General features: G+C 41.6%; 21 protein-coding genes. 9 read left to right on the top strand and 12 right to left on the bottom strand.

The window, feature by feature from the left end; translation table 11 throughout:
- Positions 1-5: 5 nt before the first annotated feature.
- From leuB to atpD, 11 genes are all read right to left on the bottom strand, one after another.
- Complete coding sequence (gene leuB, locus DBR11_RS25555; protein WP_108555405.1) at positions 6-1,097, bottom strand: 3-isopropylmalate dehydrogenase; 1,092 nt, start codon at positions 1,095-1,097, stop codon at positions 6-8.
- A 4-nt stretch (positions 1,098-1,101) separates the two neighbouring features.
- Complete coding sequence (locus DBR11_RS25550; RefSeq protein ID WP_199233964.1) at positions 1,102-2,568, bottom strand: ATP-binding cassette domain-containing protein; 1,467 nt, start codon at positions 2,566-2,568, stop codon at positions 1,102-1,104.
- Positions 2,568-3,152: a 3-isopropylmalate dehydratase small subunit gene (gene leuD / locus DBR11_RS25545; RefSeq protein WP_108555403.1), complete on the bottom strand. Its 585-nt coding sequence runs from the start codon at positions 3,150-3,152 to the stop codon at positions 2,568-2,570. Before leuD ends, DBR11_RS25550 begins: the two co-directional genes overlap by 1 nt.
- A gap of 19 nt (positions 3,153-3,171) precedes the next feature.
- Complete coding sequence (gene leuC, locus DBR11_RS25540) at positions 3,172-4,578, bottom strand: 3-isopropylmalate dehydratase large subunit (protein ID WP_108555402.1); 1,407 nt, start codon at positions 4,576-4,578, stop codon at positions 3,172-3,174.
- Between the two features lie 70 nt (positions 4,579-4,648).
- Entirely contained in the window at positions 4,649-6,130 is a 1,482-nt protein-coding gene (gene ilvC / locus DBR11_RS25535; protein WP_108555401.1) for a ketol-acid reductoisomerase, read from the bottom strand.
- 53 nt (positions 6,131-6,183) lie between these two features.
- Complete coding sequence (gene ilvN / locus DBR11_RS25530) at positions 6,184-6,801, bottom strand: acetolactate synthase small subunit (RefSeq protein WP_108555400.1); 618 nt, start codon at positions 6,799-6,801, stop codon at positions 6,184-6,186.
- Positions 6,802-6,811: 10 nt separating this feature from the next.
- Positions 6,812-8,551 (bottom strand): biosynthetic-type acetolactate synthase large subunit, encoded by a 1,740-nt coding sequence (gene ilvB / locus DBR11_RS25525; RefSeq protein WP_108555399.1) that lies wholly within the window; start codon positions 8,549-8,551, stop codon positions 6,812-6,814.
- A gap of 30 nt (positions 8,552-8,581) precedes the next feature.
- Positions 8,582-10,279 (bottom strand): dihydroxy-acid dehydratase, encoded by a 1,698-nt coding sequence (ilvD, locus tag DBR11_RS25520; RefSeq protein ID WP_108555398.1) that lies wholly within the window; start codon positions 10,277-10,279, stop codon positions 8,582-8,584.
- 20 nt (positions 10,280-10,299) lie between these two features.
- The gene (locus DBR11_RS25515) at positions 10,300-11,190 is read right to left on the bottom strand and encodes a branched-chain amino acid transaminase (RefSeq protein WP_108555397.1); all 891 of its coding nucleotides are present in this window, start codon (positions 11,188-11,190) and stop codon (positions 10,300-10,302) included.
- Positions 11,191-11,712: 522 nt separating this feature from the next.
- The gene (gene atpC / locus DBR11_RS25510) at positions 11,713-11,958 is read right to left on the bottom strand and encodes an ATP synthase F1 subunit epsilon (protein WP_108555396.1); all 246 of its coding nucleotides are present in this window, start codon (positions 11,956-11,958) and stop codon (positions 11,713-11,715) included.
- 23 nt (positions 11,959-11,981) lie between these two features.
- A complete protein-coding gene (atpD, locus tag DBR11_RS25505; protein WP_108555395.1) occupies positions 11,982-13,487 on the bottom strand; it encodes a F0F1 ATP synthase subunit beta in 1,506 nt (501 codons plus the stop codon).
- A gap of 171 nt (positions 13,488-13,658) precedes the next feature.
- Here atpD and DBR11_RS25500 point away from each other — a divergent pair, with 171 nt between their 5' ends.
- Complete coding sequence (locus DBR11_RS25500; RefSeq protein ID WP_108555394.1) at positions 13,659-14,561, top strand: SDR family oxidoreductase; 903 nt, start codon at positions 13,659-13,661, stop codon at positions 14,559-14,561.
- A gap of 416 nt (positions 14,562-14,977) precedes the next feature.
- Here the strand turns inward: DBR11_RS25500 and DBR11_RS25495 are convergent, their stop codons facing one another.
- Entirely contained in the window at positions 14,978-15,370 is a 393-nt protein-coding gene (locus tag DBR11_RS25495; protein ID WP_233260912.1) for a VOC family protein, read from the bottom strand.
- A 157-nt stretch (positions 15,371-15,527) separates the two neighbouring features.
- Here DBR11_RS25495 and DBR11_RS25490 point away from each other — a divergent pair, with 157 nt between their 5' ends.
- The 8 genes from DBR11_RS25490 to DBR11_RS30000 form a co-directional block, all read left to right on the top strand.
- Positions 15,528-16,511: an NAD(P)H-quinone oxidoreductase gene (locus DBR11_RS25490; RefSeq protein WP_108555393.1), complete on the top strand. Its 984-nt coding sequence runs from the start codon at positions 15,528-15,530 to the stop codon at positions 16,509-16,511.
- Between the two features lie 52 nt (positions 16,512-16,563).
- Positions 16,564-16,971: a hypothetical protein gene (locus DBR11_RS25485; RefSeq protein ID WP_108555392.1), complete on the top strand. Its 408-nt coding sequence runs from the start codon at positions 16,564-16,566 to the stop codon at positions 16,969-16,971.
- A gap of 71 nt (positions 16,972-17,042) precedes the next feature.
- Entirely contained in the window at positions 17,043-17,552 is a 510-nt protein-coding gene (locus DBR11_RS25480) for a TetR-like C-terminal domain-containing protein (protein ID WP_108555391.1), read from the top strand.
- 37 nt (positions 17,553-17,589) lie between these two features.
- Complete coding sequence (locus DBR11_RS25475; protein WP_108555390.1) at positions 17,590-18,243, top strand: VOC family protein; 654 nt, start codon at positions 17,590-17,592, stop codon at positions 18,241-18,243.
- 45 nt (positions 18,244-18,288) lie between these two features.
- Positions 18,289-20,457: an alpha-N-acetylglucosaminidase gene (locus DBR11_RS25470; RefSeq protein WP_108555389.1), complete on the top strand. Its 2,169-nt coding sequence runs from the start codon at positions 18,289-18,291 to the stop codon at positions 20,455-20,457.
- 49 nt (positions 20,458-20,506) lie between these two features.
- Entirely contained in the window at positions 20,507-21,370 is an 864-nt protein-coding gene (locus tag DBR11_RS25465; RefSeq protein WP_108555388.1) for an OmpA family protein, read from the top strand.
- A 293-nt stretch (positions 21,371-21,663) separates the two neighbouring features.
- Positions 21,664-21,936: a CBS domain-containing protein gene (locus DBR11_RS25460; RefSeq protein ID WP_146186663.1), complete on the top strand. Its 273-nt coding sequence runs from the start codon at positions 21,664-21,666 to the stop codon at positions 21,934-21,936.
- Between the two features lie 543 nt (positions 21,937-22,479).
- On the top strand, positions 22,480-23,460 hold a 981-nt coding region (locus DBR11_RS30000; RefSeq protein WP_199233963.1), incomplete at its 3' end, for a DEAD/DEAH box helicase.

Below are 23,460 nucleotides of genomic sequence, written 5' to 3'. Positions count from 1 at the left end.
ATGAATTAGTGAGTGGATACTTTTTGCGTAATAAACTTTAAGACGAGCTTGCCCATTTCTTTTGTGCCCAGTACTTTATATGGATTGGTAGATCCGTCTGCAATATCGTTGGTACGGAAACCTTCTTTCAATACCTGATCAACGGCATCAATGATCACTTTGGCTTCGTCTTTCAGGCCAAAACCAATTTCCAGCATTAAAGCTGCAGAAAGGATAGACGCCAGAGGATTGGCCAGGTCTTTACCTGTGATGTCGTGCGCGGAGCCATGGATGGGTTCAAAGAAACCAGTGCTTTCTCCTACAGAAGCGGAAGCAAGCATACCCATAGAGCCGGCAATCTGCGAAGCTTCATCAGTCAGGATGTCTCCAAACAGGTTGGCGGTTAATACCACATCAAAGCGTTTAGGGTCTTTGATCAGTTGCATAGCGGCATTGTCAATGAACATGTGTTCTGTTTCCACTTCCGGGTATTGCTTGGCAATTTCCTGTACGGTTTCTCTCCATAATCTGGAGCTTTCCAATACGTTGGCTTTATCTACAGAACACAATCTTTTGCTGCGTTGCATGGCGGCCTGGTAAGCTTTATGGGCTATTCTTTCTACTTCATATCTGTGGTAGATCATCAGATCTGATGCGGTATTGCGGTCTTCAGAACGGGTCTTTTCTCCAAAATACACATCGCCAGTTAATTCTCTAAAGAAAAGGATGTCTGTACCTTGCAGGATACTTGGTTTAATACTTGAAGCGTTCAGTAATTCATCGAACAGCAGGATAGGACGGAGGTTGGCATATAAACCCAGTTCCTTACGGATTTTAAGCAGTCCTTGTTCAGGTCTTACTTTTAAAGAGGGGTCATTGTCATATTTGGCATGGCCAACGGCTCCAAAAAGGATGGCATCACTTTTCTTTGCTTTTTCCAGAGTTTCATCTGGCAATGGGCTGCCGGTCACTTCGATGGCAGCATGTCCCATCAGCGCTTCATCAAAAGTGAATTCATGTCCAAAGGCATCTGCAATTTGTTCCAGTGCCGCTTTTCCCCAGGTTGTAACTTCTGGGCCTATACCATCTCCGGGTATCACTAAAATGTTCTTCTTCATTGTATTAAGCGCTTTCTAATATGGTTTCTACGGATTTTACTGCTCCGTTTTCTAATAAAATTCTTTTCTCGATACAGCCTGGTAATTGTGATTCAAAATGGCCAACATAAATAAGGGTAGTTCCATTTTTGCTCAACTCATCTACCAACTGGTTAAAATGTTGGGTTTGCTCTTGGTCTAAGCCCTGGCAGGGTTCGTCCAGGATGAGCAGTTCCGGGTTTTTGATGATGGTTCTTGCCAGCAAGGCGAGTCTTTGCTTGCCCAAGGGCAATTCAGTCATCAAGGTGTTTTTGTATTCGTCCAGTCCAAAATAATGGACCAGTTCATCTACCTGGGCTTTTTTAGTTGCACCCGGATCACAGTACAAACCTGAGCTGTCGTAAAATCCGGAGGCAATGCTTTGCCAAACCGTGGCAGAGGGGTCAAAATACCAATGCAGTTCTGGAGAAATCAATCCGATCCGTTCCTTGATTTCCCAGATGCTTTCGCCGCTACCTCTCTTGTTGCCAAAGAGGTAGTAATTATTGGAATAGGCTTGAGGATGGTCGCCGCAGATCAGGCTTAATAAGGTCGATTTTCCGGAACCATTATGGCCCTGCAATACCCATTTTTCTCCTGGTTTCACTTCCCAGTTGATGTTTTTTAGCACCTGTTTCTCATTGTAACGGATATTGACATCGATCATTTTGATGATGTGGTCTGCCGCATGCGACAGGGGTGCTTCATTTAAAAAGGAAGGAACGGCTTTACCACTGTGTGCAACAGCTGTGGAAGTTCTTTCGTGATAGGCCACTTCCTGGAACTGACCTTCCCTGATCTCTGCAAAACGTTCAATTGTGGAGGGCAATTCAGCATCATTACTGATCAACAGGAGTTGCGTACCGCTGGCAGAAATTTCTTCCAGTAAAGTATTGAGGTTTTTACGGGAAAGGGTATCCAGCCCGTTGTAAGGCTGATCCAGGATCAACAACTGTGGCCTTAACCAGATGGCTTTAACCAATTGCAACTTTTTATGTTCTCCGCTCGAAAGCTGGATCAGTGAAGAGGAGAATAAGTCTGTGTAATTTAAGGCTGCTGCGATTCTTTCCGCTTCAGCAAAGGACAGCTGGTGTCTGGTGCCATGTTCTTGCAGGTCGGCTTGTACGGTTGCCGTTGTTTCTATGGCCTGGCTGTTGTAACGTTGCTGATAATAGAAATTGGATTGGCCTTCCAGGTCTTTGAACTGGTACCAGTTGGCCACATATTGTACAATGGCCGGCCTTGCAGACTGGGCATCAAAATTCAGTTCGATACTGCCACTTCCTTTGATCAGGCCGGCAATGGCTTTGGCCAGGGAGGTTTTACCGCTTCCGCTTATTCCGCACAATAACCAGTTTTCTCCAGGATGGATGGTCCACCGGAGATCTTGTAATACCGTTTGATTGCGGTATTTTAAATTAAAATTGCGAATATCGACGACGGGCTGTGACATTATCTTTTTTGTTCAAATTCTTCAATAAGCTGCTTTTGGTTTAAGATGAAATCAATGTCATCATAACCATTGATCAGGCATGATTTTTTATAAGGATTGATCTCAAATTCTGCTGTTGCACCAGTAGCCAGAATGGTTACAGTTTGCTTTTCCAGATCTACATCCAGTTGTGCAGCCGGATCTTTTTCCACTGCAGTAAAGATCTCGGCCAGGAAATCATCGCTTACCTGTATAGGCAGTAAGCCATTGTTCAGGGCATTCCCTTTAAAAATATCGGCAAAAAAACTGCTGATCACCACATCAAAACCCGCATCCTGGATGGCCCATGCTGCGTGCTCACGGCTGCTGCCGCAACCAAAGTTTTTTCCGGCAACCAGGATTCTGCCGCTATAGGTTGGATCGTTTAATACGAAGTCAGCCTTAGGAGTGTTGTCTCCATTGTAACGCCAGTCGCGGAACAGATTTTCGCCAAAACCTTCGCGGGTTGTCGCTTTTAAAAATCTGGCCGGAATAATCTGGTCGGTATCAATGTTTTCTATATTTAAAGGCACTATGGCCGATGTTAATTTCTCGAATTTCTTCATGTTCTTCTTTTTTTCTGCCTTAGGCTTCTGTCAACAATTCTCTTACGTCTGTAATTTTTCCGGTTACTGCTGCTGCTGCTGCGGTTAACGGACTTACCAGTAAAGTTCTTGCATCAGGACCCTGACGGCCTTCAAAATTTCTGTTCGAAGTAGAAACACAATATTTTCCGGCTGGAATCTTGTCTTCGTTCATGCCTAAACACGCACTGCATCCTGGTTCGCGAAGCTGGAATCCGGCTTGTTCAAAGATCTTGTCCAAACCTTCGTTTTTCGCTTGTTGCTCTACTTGTTTTGAGCCTGGAACGATCCATACAGTTACGTTTTCTGCTTTGTGTTTATCTTTCACAAAGTCGGCCACTTCACGCAGGTCTTCAATGCGGGAGTTGGTGCAGCTGCCAATGAATACATAGTCTACCGCTTTGCCAATCAATGAGGAATCATCTTCAAAGCCCATATAGTTTAAGGCTTTCTGATAAGACAATTGTTCTTTTTCCGGTTGCGTTTTGGTCGCCGGAATAAGTTCTTTGATGCCCATACCCATGCCCGGATTGGTTCCGTAGGTGATCATAGGGGCGATGTCTTCTGCTTCGAAAGTTAAAACACTGTCAAATTTGGCATCAGCATCGCTATATAATGTTTTCCAGTAGGCCAGTGCTTTATCCCATTCTGCGCCTGCAGGAGCAAATTCTCTGTCTTTAATATAGTCGAAAGTGGTTTGATCAGGGGCAATTAATCCGCCTCTGGCACCCATTTCGATGCTCATGTTACAGATCGTCATCCGGGCTTCCATACTTAAAGCTTCAATGGCCGAACCTGCATATTCAATAAAATAACCAGTACCGCCGGCAGCTGATATCTTAGAGATAATATATAAAATAATGTCTTTAGAGGTAACGCCTTTTCCCAATGTACCATTCACCTCAATTTTCATGGTTTTGGGTTTTTGCTGTAATAAACATTGTGTAGCGAAAACCTGCTCTACCTGTGAGGTGCCGATACCAAATGCAATCGCACCAAAAGCGCCATGCGTAGAGGTGTGGCTGTCTCCGCAAACCATCGTTTTTCCTGGCAGGGTAATGCCCAGTTCAGGACCAATAACGTGAACGATACCCTGGAAAGGGTGACCCAGACCATAAAGTTCAATGCCGAACTCAGCACAGTTTTTGGTAAGCATGTCTACCTGATAACGGGACAGCTCTTCTTTGATGGGCTGTAGCTGGTTTAACGTAGGTACGTTATGATCTGCAGTGGCAACGGTTTGCTTTGGGCGTAAAACGGGTAATCCTCTTTTGCGTAAACCATCGAAAGCCTGTGGTGAGGTCACCTCGTGGATCAGGTGCGTATCTATGTATAAAATATCAGGAAATCCTGGTTCACTTTTTACAACGTGCGCATCCCAAATTTTTTCTACTAATGTTTTTGACATCTTATTCTTGTTTTTTAAGAGACGTCCAGGCCGTTCCGCAGAAGTTTTCTGAACGTCTCTTCTTTGTTATTTATGCTGTTTTAATCGCTTTCATTGCAGTCATAGCTTTTCTAAGCTTGGTGCCAATAACTTCCACAGGATGAGTACGCAGGGCTTCGTTTACGGCAATTAAGGTTCTGTTGTCTACGCCACCGTCTTTGCCTTCATTAAAGTTTTTACCAACCAGGTCTGTATCTACTTTAGTCATGAAATCTTTCAGTAGTGGTTTACAAGCCTGATCAAATAAATAACAGCCATATTCTGCAGTATCAGAAATTACGCGGTTCATTTCAAACAATTTTTTACGGGCAATGGTATTGGCAATAAGCGGTGTTTCATGCAAAGACTCATAGTAAGCCGATTCTGGTTTAATTCCTGCCTGTACCATGGTTTCAAAAGCCAGCTCTACACCTGCTCTTACAAAAGCAACCATTAGGGTATAGTTGTCAAAATATTCCTGTTCTGCAATTTTTACGTTGCCGGCGGGTGTTTTTTCGAAAGCAGTTTCGCCTGTTGCTGCACGCCATGCCAATAAGTTTTTATCGCCGGCTGCCCAGTCTTCCATCATAACACGGCTGAATTCTCCGCTCATAATGTCGTCCTGATGTTTTTGGAACAATGGACGCATGATGTCTTTCAATTCTTCTGAAATTTCAAAAGCTTTGATTTTAGCCGGGTTGCTTAATCTGTCCAGCATACCGGTTACACCACCATGCTTTAAAGCCTCTGTGATCACTTCCACACCATACTGAACCAGTTTAGAAGCATAAGCTGCGTCGATTCCTTTTTCAATCATTTTATCGAAAGAAAGGATAGAGCCAGTTTGTAATAAACCGCAAAGGATGGTTTGCTCTCCCATTAAATCTGATTTTACTTCAGCAACAAATGAGGAGTTCAGCACGCCAGCTTTGTGACCGCCTGTTCCAACACAATAAGCTTTTGCTTGTGCCAATCCTTTTCCTTCGGGATCATTTTCCGGGTGAACTGCAATTAATGTTGGTACACCAAAACCACGTACATATTCTGCTCTTACTTCAGATCCCGGACATTTTGGAGCCACCATGATCACGGTGATGTCTTTACGGATCTGCATGCCTTCTTCTACGATGTTGAAACCATGAGAATACAATAGGGTAGAGCCTTGTTTCATTAAAGGCATTACTGCGTTAACTACTGAAGTATGTTGTTTGTCTGGAGTAAGATTGATCACTACATCTGCTGTAGGAATCAATTCTTCATAAGTGCCAACAGTAAAGTTGTTTTCTGTAGCATTTTTCCAGGAATCCCTTTTGCCTTCAATTGCTGCTGCGCGTAACGCATAAGAAACGTCCAATCCACTATCTCTTAAATTTAAACCCTGGTTAAGGCCTTGTGCGCCGCAACCTACAATTACGAGTTTTTTTCCTTTTAATGCATTTACGCCATCCAGAAATTCTGAACTGTCCATGAAATCGCAAACACCTAATTGGTTTAATTTTTCTCTAAGAGGTAATGTGTTAAAATAATTTGACATCGTTTTTATTGGTTTTATTTTAAGGTTCTAATTTTTATCTGTTATACTATTAATTACATGCTGAATACGTTCTTCTCTTTGTCGAGGAATTCGTTTTCAATCACTTCTTCTCCAGGATCTTTACGTTCAAATTCTCTCAGCTTACGGTTAAAGCCATCACTGTCTTTAATAATAGCCACCCTTGCACTTCTTACAAATTCGATCAGCCCGTAAGGTTGCAATACTTCGATTAATTTGTCGGTTTCTTCGCGGTGACCGGTCGCTTCAAATACGGTATAATCTTTACGGATCACTACAGCGCGGGCGCCAAATTCACGTAGCAAACGTTCTACGGAAACTTTCTCTGCAATGGTATCTGTAGGTACCTTATATAGGGCCATTTCCTGCCAGATGATGTCCTCGTTGGTGTTGTAGTATACTTTCAACACTTCTACCTGTTTCTCAATCTGACGAGCCAGTTTGCGCACCACTTCTTCTGTCTCATGGATCAGAATGTTGAAACGGTGAATATGCTCAATCTCGGAAGGAGAGGTGTTCAAGCTTTCAATATTGATTTTTCTTCTCGAGAAGATAATGGCAATACGGTTCAGTATGCCTATTCTGTTTTCGGTATAGACAGTAATTGTAAATTCCTGTTTTCCGTTTAATTCTAATTCGCTGGAATTGCTCATGGTCTTACAATTATTTAAGTCTGATTTCACTTACACTACTACCTTGGGGAACCATTGGGAACACGTTATGTTCTTTGGCCACCATGACCTCTAAAAGATATGAACCATTGTGGTTTAGCATTTCTTCCAGGGCGGATACCAGTTCTTCCCGTTCGGAGATCTTTTTACCTGCGATATAATAAGACTCGGCAAGTTTTACAAAATCAGGACTGGTGATGTCTACAAAAGAATAACGTTTCTCATGGAAGAGTTGCTGCCATTGACGTACCATGCCCAGGAACCTGTTGTTCAGGATCATGATTTTTACGTCAATACCGCTTTGCATAATGGTACCCAGCTCCTGTAAGGTCATCTGGAAACCACCATCTCCAATAATAGCCACTACGGTTTTATCTTGTGCCCCAAATTTGGCACCGATAGCTGCAGGAAGTCCAAAACCCATGGTGCCAAGGCCGCCACTGGTTATATTGCTACGGGTGTTGTTGAACTTGGCATAACGGCAGGCCACCATCTGGTGCTGGCCAACATCGGTTACAATGATCGCATTGCCATGTGTTAGTTCATTTAGTTTGTTCACCACTTCACCCATGGTCATTTCACCTGTTTCAGGGTTGAGTTCCTTTTGAATAACAGTATCATGTTCTTCTTTATCGAAAGCCCTGAATTCGGCAAGCCATTCCGGATATGTTTTTTCTTCTACCAAAGCGGTTAACAGGGGAAGGGTTTCCTTGCAGTCTCCCCAAACAGGTACATCGGCCTTTACGTTTTTGTCAATCTCGGCCGGATCTATATCCAGGTGGATTACTTTGGCTTGTTTGGCATATTTGTCCAGACGTCCGGTTACACGGTCATCAAAGCGCATTCCTACGGCGATCAGCACATCGCAGGAGTTGGTTTGTACGTTAGGACCGTAATTACCATGCATGCCCAGCATACCTACATTTAAAGGGTGATCGGTTGGAATTGCACCAGCTCCCAAAATAGTCCAGGCTGCCGGAATTCCACTTTTTTCTACAAAAGCTTTGAATTCTTGTTCTGCTTCACCTAATAAAACGCCTTGCCCAAACAGGATAAAAGGTTTTTTTGCGGTGTTGATCAGTGCGGCTGCTTGTTCAATATATTCTTTCCTGATGATTGGTTTTGGACGGTAACTGCGAATGTGTTCGCAAGGCACATAACCTTCGTATTCAAACAACTGCAATTGCGCATTTTTCGTAATGTCAATTAATACCGGGCCCGGTCTGCCGCTTCTGGCAATATAAAAAGCTTTGGCCAGTACTGCAGGAATTTCAGTGGCATCGGTTACCTGGTAGTTCCATTTGGTTACCGGTGTAGTGATGTTGATCACGTCAGTTTCCTGGAAAGCATCGGTTCCAAGCAAATGGGCAAATACTTGTCCGGTGATGCATACAAGAGGCGTGCTGTCTATTTGTGCATCGGCCAGTCCTGTGACCAGGTTGGTTGCACCAGGGCCGCTGGTGGCAAATACGACACCTACTTTACCTGAAGAACGGGCATAGCCTTGTCCGGCATGGATGCCGCCCTGCTCATGTCTCACCAGGATATGGTTTAATTTTTCTTTGTAATCATAAAGTGCATCATAGATGGGCATGATGGCACCACCAGGATATCCAAAAATGGTATCGGTACCTTCAGCGATTAAGCCCTCTAGTAAAGCTACAGAACCAGTAACCGTTGTGGTTGTTTTTGGTTCGGTTAGGGTGGATGCTTCCGCTTGTGCTGTAGTCATTTTATTGTTTTTAGGGTGGGTTGTCAATATTTAATCGGTATAAGCGTCGGTTACACAACCTTCGCTGGCATCACTTACTTGTTTGATGTATTTATAGAGTACACCTTTGGTGACGGGTGGTGGTAACTGTGTCCAAACAGAGCGGCGCGTAGCCAGTTGCTCGTCTGTCAGGTGAACATTTATCGTATTGTTTACCGCATCAATGGTAATGATGTCATCGTCATGAACCAGGGCAATGTTTCCACCATCCCATGCTTCAGGGGTGATGTGTCCCACTACAAAACCGTGGGTACCACCAGAAAAACGACCATCTGTAATCAATGCCACCGATTTACCTAAGCCTGCACCAATAATCAATGAAGTAGGTTTCAGCATTTCTGGCATGCCAGGTGCACCTTTAGGACCAACCTGTCTGATGACCACAACGTCTCCACTTTTTAGCCTTCCACTTTGGATACCTGCCATAAGCGCTTTTTCTCCGTCAAAGACACGCGCCGGGCCTGTAAATTTCTCTCCTTCTTTACCACTGATTTTAGCTACAGAACCTTTAGTAGCCAGGTTGCCATACAACATTTGCAGGTGACCGGTTTCTTTAATCGGGTTTTCTATCGGGAAGATGATCTTTTGAGTCTCAAAATCCAGATCAAGAGCATCAGCAACATTTTCTGCTATCGTTTTACCCGTAACCGTTAAGCAGTCGCCATGGATCAATCCTACTTTTAACAAGTATTTTAATACTGCTGGTACACCACCAATTTCATGGAGGTCTTCCATTAAATAGGTTCCACTTGGTTTTAAGTCGCCCAATACCGGGGTACTGTCACTAACTTTCTGAAAATCATCTAATGTTAAGCTTAAACCAACAGACTTAGCTATGGCAATTAAGTGCAATACCGCGTTGGTAGAGCCGCCCAATACCATAACGGTTACCATCGCGTTGTGAAATGCTTTGTCGGTCATGATGTCGGCGGGGAGGATATTTCTTTCTAAAAGGATGCGGATGTATTTTCCGGCTTCCAGACATTCGTTCTTTTTCTCATCGCTTGTAGCGGGGTAGGAAGAACTATATGGTAAACTCATGCCCAATGCCTCAATGGCCGAAGCCATGGTATTTGCAGTATACATACCACCACAAGCACCTGCACCAGGACAAGCATTTTTAATGACGCCCTGGAAATCTTCTTCTTCTAAATTACCTGCCAGTTTTTGTCCTAAAGCTTCAAAAGCAGATACAATATTCAATGAAGCGCCTTTATATTTTCCGGAGTGTATACTTCCACCATACACCATAATGGACGGACGGTTTAAGCGACCCATAGCCATAATAGAGCCGGGCATATTTTTATCACAACCAGGAATGGTAATCAAACCGTCGTAGTATTGTCCACCGCAAATGGTTTCAATCGAATCTGCAATCACATCTCTGGATACCAGGGAATAACGCATCCCATCTGTTCCGTTAGACATTCCGTCACTTACACCAATGGTACCGAAAGTCAAACCGACCATGTCATTTTTCCAGACCCCGTCTTTTACAATTTTTGCAAGATCATTTAAGTGCATGTTGCAGGTGTTTCCATCGTATCCCATGCTGGCGATGCCAACCTGGGCTTTGTCCATGTCTTCTTTGGTCAATCCAATTCCGTACAACATGGCTTGTGCCGCAGGTTGTGTCGGATCTTGTGTAAATGTTTTACTATATCGGTTAATTTCAGGAGTTTGTGACATATTAGGTCTATAGCTATGTTTTATATGATTACTTCGTAGTTCTGTTTTTCTAATACAAGGCACTTATAGGTGCGCTGAAGAGTTGCTCCAATGCTGTCCTGCCATTTAAGCGGGAAAACGGCTTCGTCTACAGACTTGATTCCTGCAATTTCCACTGCGGTTCCGCAGAAGAAAGCACCATCTGCATTTTTCAAATCTTCTGCTGTGAGTACTCTTTCTATACACTCTATATCCAGTCTTCTGCACAGTTGTATGACCGTAGCACGTGTGATGCCTGGCAAAATATGACCGGTAGGGGGAGTATATAATTTTCCATTTTTTTCAATGAAGATGTTTGCACCAGGTGCTTCTGCTACGTGGTTGTTCATGTCCAGTAAAACGGCTTCATCAAAACCCTTGCTCTTTGCCTCTGTAGTGGCTAAAATGGAGTTTACATAATGTGCACTCACTTTAGCTTCCATAGGCATGGATTTAGGGTTTGGCCGTTGGTAGCTGGAAATGCCTACCTTTAATTGTTTATTACCCAGATAGGCGGCCCATTCCCAGGCGCAGATCATGATGTTAACTTCTGAAGGGGCTGAAAGTGACATGTTCGGCCCGCAATAAACCAGCGGACGGATATAAGCATCTTTCAGATTGTTCAATTCCAATACTTTATAGGTTTGCCGGATCAGGTCGTTGATATCCCAGGGAAAGGGAATATGGACCAGTTCGCAAGAACGTTTAAGACGCTCATAATGGGCTCGGGCTTTAAAAACCCGGACTCCGTTGTGGGTACTGTAAGCCCTTATTCCTTCAAATACAGCATAGCCATAATGCAAAGACTGGCTATAAAGATCAGTGCCGGTTTCCGATGCCTTGACAAGGTTGCCGTTCAAATAAAGTACTGTGTTTGAATTGAAGTATTGCATTGGGTAGATATAGGTTGGTTTTGTTTTGTTGCTTTCATTAAAAAAGCGCCTCTTTTGGGGGCGCTTTGGTTCTTTATTAAAAACTCATTTACAGCGCCTTGCTCTCCTGAATATTCAGCAGGAGGTTTAGGTTAATAATGACAGTGTTAAATGTTGTATTTGAGTTGTTCATTTTGTATTTTGTTGTAACTAATTTCTATAAAACCAATTTAGTTTTTGGTTCAGATTCTATCAATAGCTACAGTAAAATAATTGAAAAAAAATATTATTCTGTTATTTAAGACAATAACCTTTATTTAATTTTGTATGGTGGCTGATTTTGACACTAATGATGGCAGCTGCTATACCAAATATGATTTCGGTATTCGGTATAGATATTATGCTAGCATACCACTTTTTGAAAAATTCTGCGTAAAATGATGAAAGCCTTGAAAAAACTTGATGAAACCGCCTGAAAAAAGCAGATAAAAAAAAGCCCCCTGATCGAAAAGATCAGGGGGCTTTACATTCTTTAATTAGAGATTAAGCAACACCTTCGGCTAAAACAATAATCTTGTTTTTTAAAACCTCCACAACTCCACCTTTAATTACAAAGATTTCATCTTCGGCTTTGTTGCTTTTTACAGTTACTGGACCATCTTCCAAAGTAGAGATAATTGGCGCATGGTCTTTCAGGATCTGAAAAGAACCCATTGTACCAGGTACAGTAACGGCTGTTACTTCTCCTTCGTAGATTTTTTTGTCTGGTGTTAAAATTTCTAATGTCATATATATAATAATATACGCTACAATTAAGCGTTTGCTTCAGCTAATAGTTTTTTACCTTTTTCAATAGCATCTTCAATGCTACCTACCAAGTTAAATGCAGCTTCAGGATACTCATCAACTTCACCATCCATAATCATGTTAAATGCTTTGATGGTATCTTTGATGTCAACCAGTACACCTTTTAATCCGGTGAACTGCTCTGCTACGTGGAAAGGCTGAGATAAGAAACGCTGAACACGACGTGCGCGGTGAACGGTTAATTTATCTTCTTCTGATAATTCGTCCATACCAAGGATGGCGATGATATCTTGTAATTCTTTATAACGTTGCAGGATTTCTTTAACGCGCTGAGCGGTGTTGTAGTGCTCATCACCCAATACTGCAGGAGATAAGATACGTGAAGTAGAATCCAATGGATCTACCGCAGGATAGATACCAAGCTCAGAGATTTTACGTGAAAGTACTGTAGTTGCATCCAAGTGGGCAAATGTTGTTGCAGGAGCCGGGTCAGTTAAATCATCCGCAGGTACATAAACAGCCTGTACAGATGTAATTGAACCACGTTTTGTTGAAGTAATACGCTCTTGCATCAGACCCATCTCAGTTGCTAATGTAGGTTGGTAACCTACCGCAGAAGGCATACGACCTAAAAGTGCCGATACCTCAGAACCTGCCTGGGTAAAACGGAAAATGTTGTCAACGAAGAAAAGGATATCTTTACCAGCGCCTTCACCATCACCATCACGGAAGTATTCAGCTACTGTTAGTCCAGACAAGGCAACACGTGCACGTGCACCAGGAGGCTCGTTCATTTGACCGAATACCAGGGTAGCTTTAGATTCTTTTAATTTTTCAGTGTCAACTTTAGATAAATCCCATCCGCCTTTTTCCATAGAATGAAGGAAGTCCTCACCATAGTTGATTACACCTGATTCGATAAACTCGCGTAAAAGGTCATTACCTTCACGTGTACGTTCACCTACACCGGCGAATACAGAAAGACCAGAGTGTGCTTTGGCAATGTTGTTTACCAGCTCCATGATCAATACAGTTTTACCTACACCCGCACCACCAAACAAACCGATCTTACCACCTTTTGCATAAGGCTCTAATAAATCGATAACTTTAATACCGGTAAAAAGAACTTCTGTTTCAGTAGATAGCTCGTCAAATCTAGGAGGAGCGTTGTGGATAGCTTTACCATTGGATTTATCGATGGTATTGATACCATCAATAGCATCACCAACAACATTGAATAAGCGACCTTTGATTTGTTCTCCTGTTGGCATTTTGATCGGTGCACCAGTGTCTACTACTTGCATACCGCGAACTAAACCATCGGTTGAATCCATTGCGATTGCACGTACACGGTCTTCACCAAGGTGCTGTTGAACTTCTAAAACGATCTTCTGTCCGTTTTCTTTTTGAATCTCTAGGGCCGAGAAAATTTTAGGTAAATGAGCATCGTCAGCAAAACTTACGTCAACTACCGGTCCTATAATCTGCGCTATCTTTCCAATGTTAGGCATATATTGTTTTGGGTAAAATTATAAATATCAATTTGTTAAAGGCTGTTTTAAAGCCCGTAATTTGGTTCGCAAAGTTAAGAGTTTTCATCTTAAATTTTATATATAAATAAAAAGTTTTTCAACAGTTTATTTATTGATACTTTAGACCGTATAAAAACCTGTTCTATATTCATGAAAACGATACTTGTTACCGGTAGTAATGGCCTTTTGGGTCAGAAGATTACAGAAAGAAATCTGCAGTTTAAACAATTTAATTTGATAGCGACGGCGAAAGGAGCGAATCGTTTTCCGTTGGTTGAGGGATATACTTATGCGGAGATGGATATCCTGAACCCGGAGCAGGTAAGGTCGGTTGTGGAGAAATTTCGGCCTGATGCGATCATTCATACGGCGGCATTAACGAATGTAGATACTTGTGAAACGGAGCAGGAACTGGCCGATGCGTTGAACGTTAATGCGGTAAAAACACTGGTTGGGATTTGTGAAGAGCTGGACATTCAAATGGTACATGTATCTACTGATTTTGTCTTTGACGGTTTGGACGGTCCTTACGATGAACTGGCCGTTCCTAATCCTGTAAGCTATTATGGTCTGACGAAACTCAGAGCAGAGGAGGTTGTACAACAGGCCACTTGTAACTGGGCGATTTTGAGGACCATTATTGTTTATGGTATTGTGCAGGACATGAGCCGGAGTAATATTGTTTTATGGGCAAAGGGGGCGTTAGAGAAAGGGGAGCCAATTAAAGTAGTGAACGACCAGTGGCGCATGCCAACTTTGGCCGAGGACCTGGCTGATTGCTGTTTGCTGGCTGTGGAAAAGCAAGCACAGGGTATTTATAATGCGAGTGGGAAAGATATGATGAGTATTGTGGAGCTGGTGTATAGAGTGGCTGATTTTTGGGGATTGGATAAGGGTTTGATTGAGGAGGTGAGCGGGGCGAGTTTGAATCAGAAAGCTAAACGTCCTGGGAGAACTGGATTTATATTGGATAAGACGATAAGGGATTTGGGTTACAAGCCGCATAGTTTTGAAGAGGGGTTGACTGTGCTGAATCACCAATTGGGTTTGTAGGGAGGTGAATTTCGTGGAAAATTCTGTACAACTGCTTCAAGACTGACGATATCAGGCGGGCAGAAAAAGCCCGCAGATCTCTGAGGTCTTTCCGCAGTGTACGAGAATTTTCCTTTGCAAATTGCAGAAGAGGGGGGTGATCCGGGTAGGTTTCCAATGTGTATACAATACATCTTCTACTGGGGTGGATCGTATCTGACGCATATCTGGGTGAGGTCTTGTTGGGATAAAGGGTACCCTTATCCCAACAAGACCTCACCCAGACCTCAAGCTGATAGGAGGACGCACTATTACATGCGGGCTGCAGAAACTAATTTTGTTTTTCTTTTAAACCTTTTAATATGCGCTGAGTCAAAGATTCGAGAGCGTTAATTTGGCGGGTCACTTCGGAACGTGAGGTGGCTCGCTTTTTTATTTTAAGGTTTCATCTTTTCTAAGATAGACAGGATATTTCCTGCGGGATCTTTAAACCAGGCAATTTTCGGGTTTCCATCGAGAATGCCTCTTTCATCTGTTTTTAAGTGTTCTTCATTGTAGATTTCAAATTGTATACCAAGGTCGTTCAGTTCTTTAACGGCGGACTCTACATTGTTTACGTTGAAATTTAGTATAGTAAAAGTAGCTGGTTGATGATTTGGTTTAGGATAGATCATAACAGGAAGGCTGTCTTTTATATGCAGTGTGAGTAATCCATTGGATTCTTCCACTTCTAATCCAAGAATATCACTATAAAAGGTTTTTGCTTTTTGCAGGTCATTGACTGAAAAACTGCTAAAAGCAGCAGTGTTTTTAAACAGGTTCTTTTTCATGGGCTTTGGTATGAAGTAATAGAGTAGATGCATATGGCTAATTTACAATATCTAAGAAATAAAAAACGACCGCAAATGAGACAATTATTGGGCTTTTTGCGACAGGGTATGAATATTGCTCCATATGGTTTGTTAGTCTAAAACAACCACGAGATTTATGAAAGCAATTGTAATTACGGAAGCAGGTAAACCTGAAGTTTTACAAATGACCGAAAGACCAAAACCCCACCCTTCTGCCAATGAAGTGCTGATCAAAGTTGAAGCTGCTGGTGTCAACAGACCGGATGTGGCGCAGCGTAAAGGTGTTTATCCTCCTCCGGCTGATGCACCGCAGGATATTCCCGGCCTCGAGGTCGCTGGCATTATTGAGCTAGTTGGTGATTCTGTTACCAGGTGGAAAGCTGGAGATCAGGTTTGTGCCCTGGTGAAAGGTGGTGGTTATGCAGAATATTGTACTGCCCCGGAGGGTTCCTGTTTGCCTTTGCCTGCTTCTTTGTCTTTTGTTGAGGCAGCTTCCCTGCCTGAAACCTTCTTTACGGTTTGGAGTAATGTCTTTGATCGGGCTAACTTACAACCAGGAGAAAGTTTACTGGTGCATGGGGGGAGCAGCGGTATTGGGGTAGCCGCCATACAAATTGCCACAGCTTTAGGAAGCAAGGTTTATGTAACAGCGGGTTCCGACGATAAATGTAAGTTTTGTGAACAGCTGGGTGCCAGTAAAGCCATCAATTATAAAACACAGAACTTTGCAGCGGTATTGAAAGACTTGACTTCCGGTATGGGAGTAGACGTTATTTTGGATATGATTGGAGGAGATTATACATCGGATAATTTGAATACACTTGCTTTGGAGGGACGCCTGGTACTGATCAATACGATGAAGGGAAAAGATGTGCAGATAGATCTGGGCCTGGTGATGGCAAAGCGTTTAAATATTACGGGTTCTATGCTGCGTGCACGCGATGTTGGTTTTAAATCAGCTATAGCAAGTTCGCTGGAGAACAATGTCTGGCCATTATTGGAGCAGGGCAAGGTTAAGCCTGTTATTTATAAAGTTTTTCCGGTGCAGCAGGCGGCCCAAGCTCATGAGCTGATGGAAAGCAGTGAGCATATTGGAAAGGTGATGCTGAGTTTTGATTAACTGGCTATAATACAGATGTATTTACATATGTTTACCTTAAATATTTGACTTTATGAAAACGCTGATAAAATCACCTCTGTTTATTCTTTCACTCTTCATTATGCTTGCCGGCTGTAAAACAAAATCTTTAGAGTCTAAATTGAATGGCCAATGGGAATTACGGCATGTTAAAGGCATACAAGTGGCTAATGTGGATCCGAACTTTCCAAAGGGAAATGGTTATATTCTGAAATTTGACAATGGAAAGCTGGAAAAGTATGCGAAAGGAAAGTTGGAAGAAAGTGATGATTATACCCTTAAGGAAGAAAAGACCAGGATCAATAACAGCGAGGTGATGTATAGTATTTTCTTTAAAAAGACGAATTCCACTAAGCATTTTAATATTTCTGACCAGAAGCTGGTAATATTTGATGGGGAGCTAGCTGCAGATGGAACAGAATCGGCTTATGAGAAGTTATAACAAGGTTCTGGAATTGAAATATTAAACCAAAATCACTAAATTGCTGTTGTTTATCTGTAAAATTCAAGTCTATGTCTGAAATAAAAGAACAACATCAGGAGTTGATGAAAGCCGAAATTCTGGCAGCAAAAGGAAATGATAAAATGCTGTACGACCTGCAGCCTAAAGCGTATCATTTACTTCTCCAGGAATTTAAACTAAAAGCAGCCAGTAAAGATCCTTTAAAAAGACTCGAAGAAATTTGTAAGACCTATTTGAATTTTGGTCTTGAAAATCCGGAGACATATGAGCTGATGTTTGTTCCTGTGCTGGATGCCTCCACGGGTAAGGTTATGCTCCACAATGAAAAAGATGTGGAGGTGTTTAGTTATTTTACAGATTGCCTGGAAAATTGTATGCGCAGGGAAGCCGTTCGGTTTAAAAGTGCAGAAGTAGGTGCTTTACAGATTTGGTCCATGATGCATGGATTAATCTCCCTTAACCTGCGCTCCCGGATCAGCGTTATTGGTATTGTAGATGATCTGGTACCTGTAACGCTAAACAAGACTGTCGATCATTTCGTGGCTTCCATTACCAGATAGGAAGAGATTTTTCTTATCATTGTAGAAATACAGAAAGATGAAGCTTCAGGAAATTAAACTTAGTACAAACGATATTAACGCAACAGCCTCTTTTTACAAAGAAGTCTTACAACTGGAGCCCATCTTCAATGAAGATTACAGCATTAGTATTGAAGTAGGACGGTCGATCCTGACTTTTGTACAAAATGATGATATAGAAACACCTGTTTACCATTTTGCTTTCAATATTCCCCAGAATCAGCTTGAACAGGCTATAGAATGGACAAAGGGAAGAGTTGCACTATTGAACCTTCCTGAAAATAAGGTTATCGCAGACTTTGAGAACTGGAATGCAAAAGCCATTTATTTCTTGGATAATAATGGGAATATACTTGAGTTTATAGCCCGTTATGATTTATGGAATAAATCGGATCAGGTTTTCTCTACGCAGGCAATAGAATGCATCAGTGAGATTGGAGTTGCGACAGACCAGGTGATTGAGCTGACTGATCAATTGATTGCGGCCTATGGTTTACCTGTATTTGCAAAACAGCCCCGCGATGAAAAGTTTACGGCACTGGGCGATGACCAGGGCTTGCTGATTCTTGCTGAGTTTGGCAGGAACTGGTTCCCAACGCAGATTCCGGCCGATAGTTTCCCAATGGAAATTGTAATAGACGATAAATACGGAAAAAAGGTATTGTCTTTATAGAAATTTTGATGGTATATGATAACTTTAGATCATATACCATCAAAAATGAAAATACCTGGCCTAAAAGCGGCAAGTCTTTTATTAATAACGTTGCTTAGCACAACAATCGTTGTACAAGCCCAAAATTACGAAGCTGTTAAAGAGCTCGCCAGGCGGCGTGTGCCCTGGCTGTCTTCTTCGCTTATTTTTAAAACTATTCCTTCGCAAGATGGAAAAGATGTTTTTGAACTTTCCAGTAACAACAACAAAATAGAAATCTCGGCTTCAGGTGCAAATGCCGCTGCCGAGGGATTGGGTTGGTACTTGAAATACTACTGCAAGCGAAGTATGTCTCATTCAGGGGATAATCTTTCATCGGTTCCTAAGCTGCCTATTGTTCCTCAAAAGGTTAGAATCGTTTCTCCTTATCCTTACCGCTATGCTTTAAACTATTGCACGATCAGTTATTCTATGAGTTTTTACCGCTGGACTGATTGGGAAAGGGAATTGGACTGGATGGCATTAAATGGTGTGAATCTGGTGCTTGCCCCGGTTGGGATGGAGGCAGTATGGCAAAATACCTTAAGAAAAATAGGATATACTGATCAGGAAACGAAAGAATTTATTGCTGGTCCTGCATTTGGGGCATGGTGGCTGATGGGAAATCTGGAGGGTTGGGGCGGCCCGGTGAGCCAGGAATTAATAGATCAGCAGGCAGAATTGCAGCGTAATATCGTTAAGCGAATGAAAACGTTGGGTATTGAACCGGTTATGCATGGTTTTTATGGTATGGTTCCTACTACATTGAAAACCAAAATGGATATTAAAGTTATCGACCAGGGAAAATGGGCTGGAGGTTTTACACGTCCGGATTTCTTAATGACTTCTGATCCTTCATTTAATAAGGTTGCGGGGATCTATTATGAAGAAATGAAAAAGCTGTATGGAAATGATTTACATTATTTTGGTGGTGATCCTTTTCATGAAGGTGGAAGTTCAAAAGGTGTAGATCTACCTTCTTCATCCAGGACCATTCAGAAAGCTATGCAAGATCATTACCCTGGCAGCACCTGGGTACTTCAGGGTTGGCAGTCCAATCCCGCTACGCAATTATTGGAAGGTTTGGATAAGAAGAAGACACTTGTTATTGAGTTGTTTGGAGAAAACACCAATAATTGGGAGCAGAGACATGGGTATGATGGTACTCCATTTGTTTGGAGTAATGTTAGCAATTTTGGGGAAAAGAACGGGATATATGGCAAACTTCAGCGTTTTGCAGATGAAGTATACAGGGCCAGACAAAGTCCGTATGGGACTTTTTTAAGTGGGATTGGTATTATTCCGGAGGGGATTTATAATAATCCGGTTGCTTTTGATCTCATGTTGGAATTGGGCTGGCATAAAGACCAGGTGGATGTGAAACAATGGATAAATGGATACCAGAAATATCGTTATGGAAAGAGCAATCCTGTGCTGGAAAAAGCATGGCAATTATTACTGGAAACAGCCTATAGCAGCCCGGAGATTTACCAGGAAGGACCTTCTGAATCTATTTTTTGTGCACGGCCAGGTACAGCTATAAAAACGGTTTCTTCCTGGGGGACCAGGAAAAGAAATTATGATGTAGCTAAGTTTAAAGAGGCTGTAAAGCTCTTTGCTTCTGTTTTTTCTGAATTTAAAGGTAGTGAGACCTATCAAGCCGATCGGATAGACTTTGTAAGGCAGGTGCTGGCCAATAACGGTGATGTAGTCTATCAGGATATGATAGACGCGATAAAAGCAAAAAACAAAGAACAGTTTACAGCAAGCAGTTCTGTGTTTTTACAGATGATCAGGCAACAGGACTCTTTGTTGAACAATAACAGGTACTTCACTTTAAACAGGTGGCTTCAGCAAGCTGTAGATTTCGGTTCAACACCTGCAGATCAAAAAAATGCCTTAAAAAATGCCAAAATCCAGGTTACTTACTGGGGGCCGGATACAAATCCAAAAACAGATTTGCATGAATATGCGCATAAGGAATGGGGAGGATTATTAGGTTCCTTGTACCTTTCCAGGTGGCAAAAATTTAGAGAAGAGCAATTGGCCCGGATGACTAATCCAGATGTGCAAACACCTGATTATTTTGAAATGGAAAAGGTATGGGCGGATAGCAAAGAAATGTACGTTCCAAAGTCTTTGTCCGAAAGGGATTTAGATGCTTTAATCAGAAGAATATTATTTTCCAGGGAGTAAAACAATAATAGAACCCTAATTGTTCCGTTTTAATACAATATGTAAATTTATGAAATTCCCCATAATACCTTGTATTGCACTTATCGCAGCTGTATTGACTCAAGGCTGTGTCAGCAATAAAAAATTCAATGAGTTACAAGCAAATTACAATCAGTTACAGGACAAGAATCATGAACTGAACCAGAAATTTCAGAATAGTCAGCAGGAACTTTCAGGTTCCAGCACCAGGGTGAAAAGTTTAGAGGAGCAGATTGCATCAGAACGCTCTAATGTCGCAGCGCTTCAGGAAGCCTTGAACAATTGTTTAAACAACAGTAAACAAGGAAATGTGAACATTTCTAAACTGGTGGATGAGATTAATGCTTCTAATAAGTACATACAACATTTAGTAAACACTAAAAACACCAGCGATTCCCTGAATATGGTGTTGACAAATAATTTAACCAGGTCATTGAGTCGGGAGGAAATGAGCGATGTAGATGTGCAGGTGCTTAAAGGCGTGGTCTATATTTCTCTTTCTGATAATATGCTGTATAAATCGGGTAGTTACGAGATTTCTGATAAAGCAGGAGCAACACTCAGTAAGATTGCCAAGATTATCAAAGATTACCAGAATTATGATGTGCTGATTGAAGGTAACACCGATAATGTACCGATTTCGCAGGTTAATATCCGCAACAACTGGGATCTAAGTGCTTTAAGGGCATCTTCCGTAGTCCAGTCGCTGCAGAATAACTATGGGGTTGATCCCAAACGATTAACAGCGGGTGGAAGAGGAGAGTATAATCCGGTTGCTGGAAATGATAGTGAAGCAGGAAAAGCAAAAAATAGACGGACGCAGATCATCATCACGCCGAAACTGGATCAGTTTATGGAATTGATTGGGAAGGCTCCCGAGACACCTAAGCCTTAAGGAATGAAAGGCACGAGTTCATCGTGCCTTTTTTATTAAAGTCAATCTGTAAAAACCAACGCCACACTGTTGCTTATTCCAGAAAATTGGATATGAAATAGTACAGCCCTCAGCCTCAAACATCTATTTTCTGATATAAGGGTCTAGAAACTTTATATTGAGATGGACGGCTGAGAGTTAATTATTGCTGCTTTACCTATTGTTTTTGCCTTTCTGCCTATTCTTGCTTTTGTGGTGTTTAATCTGGCGGTACTTTTGATAAGTATTTGGCACAACACACCTAAATGAAAATCATGTCCCTGATAAATGAGAAGGAAATTTATGTTCCTGAATTTGACGATGCCGTTTCTTTACACCCGGAACAGCTGGTCATTAATGCCTTAGAAGTTTTGCTGGATAATGACCGGGAAGCTTTGCCTGTTCGTAGAAATGGAGTTTGTATTGGTATTGTATATACTAAAGATCTGATCTGGTTTCTGACAAACAGCAATAAAGAGTATAATTTGCTCTTTCATAAGTTTAATTTTGATTTGAATACCGCAGTTGCAATGATGCATTTAAAATAATTCAATTGCAACTGCGGTAAAGCAAAGAAATCTTACTGCCACTTTAATATGATCGTTCCCTGGTCTACAAAATAGGCTAGTGTTGTTATAATACACATGAGGCAAACAAATAGGATTAAAAGTCTGTATGCTTCTTTATCTGTTTTTTTTAAGGTTTGTGATTTTTCCTTCTCCATGGTTTTGTCGTAATTGTTTGTGAAGTTGTGTGCCAAAAAAGTGCCTTGTTCAGAAGCCTGGATTAAAAATACAGTCTATATTGTTTAAATAATCATATTATTTTTTTTAAGCAATTATTGGTGCAAAAAGGTCTTTCATTTTGAAAGGTTTTTTATCAAAATAACAGGGGTGAATAAAAAATAATACTTTTCTAAAACTTTATTAATACTGGTGCGTTTATACAGTTGAGAGAGTTAATTTAGATAAGCGGGACACGTTGGACGACGTGTTTCGCTTTTTTATTTTAAACGATCTGCAGATGTGTTTTTGAAATTTATTTGGTGTGATCGCTAAAATATTCTTTAATTACAGCTTCTTAAATCAGGTATGGAACAGGAAATCGACAGCAATTTAATTTTTAAGGTATTTCCTGAAAATATCAAATTCCAACATCCATGGAGAAAATATCAGCAACGGGTTCTGGATAGCCTTCAGGAGCATATAGCTGATGGCCACTTACATGTTATTGCGCCGCCAGGATCAGGAAAAACGGTATTGGGGCTTGAAGTGGCATTAAGATTGAACCAGCCGACACTCATTCTTGCACCAACGATTGCCATAAGAAACCAATGGATTCAGAGATTTTGCGAATTATTTTTAGAGACTAACCTGGTCCCTGAATGGATATCAACTGATATTCGTAAACCTGGTTTCATGACGGCAGTGACTTATCAGGGGCTTCATGCTGCTTGTAACGGATTAAAAGTTTTAGAAATTGAACTTGAAGAGGAGGTAGATGATAGAGAAAGCAGCAGGAAGACAGTTTCTAATCTGCACATGGAAGTTATTGTTGCGGGTTTAAAAAAACAGGGACTGAAAACAATTGTGGTAGACGAGGCCCATCATTTAAGGAACGAATGGTGGCAGACATTGATGCAACTGAAGAAGAGCTTAAATTCTGTTATCGTGGGTTTAACCGCAACACCTCCCTATGATGTGACTCCACAGGAGTGGGAAAGATATCTGGAACTCAATGGGCCTGTTGATGTAGAGATTTCTGTGCCTGAATTGGTTATTGAAGGGGATCTGTGTCCGCACCAGGATTTTGTGTATTTTACTTCACCTACGCCATTGGAAAATGAAGGCATCAGGAAATTCAGAAAGGATATAGAGCTGATCTTTTCTGAAATACGTAATGATGAAGTTTTAATTGCCGCAATAGAAAGCCATCGGTTATGGTTAAGCCCAATAGAAAATTTAGAATGGATTTACAATAATCCCTCATTTTACTCGGCCAGTTTGATCTTTTTGAATGCAAACGGGAAAGTTGTTGGGGATAATTATCTTGAAATTATAGGGAATAAGAAG

Source organism: Pedobacter sp. HMWF019 (assembly GCF_003061025.1).
GTDB lineage: Bacteria > Bacteroidota > Bacteroidia > Sphingobacteriales > Sphingobacteriaceae > Pedobacter.
Note: the sequence above shows the minus strand (reverse complement) of the source record. Positions and strands in the feature narration are given on the sequence as shown.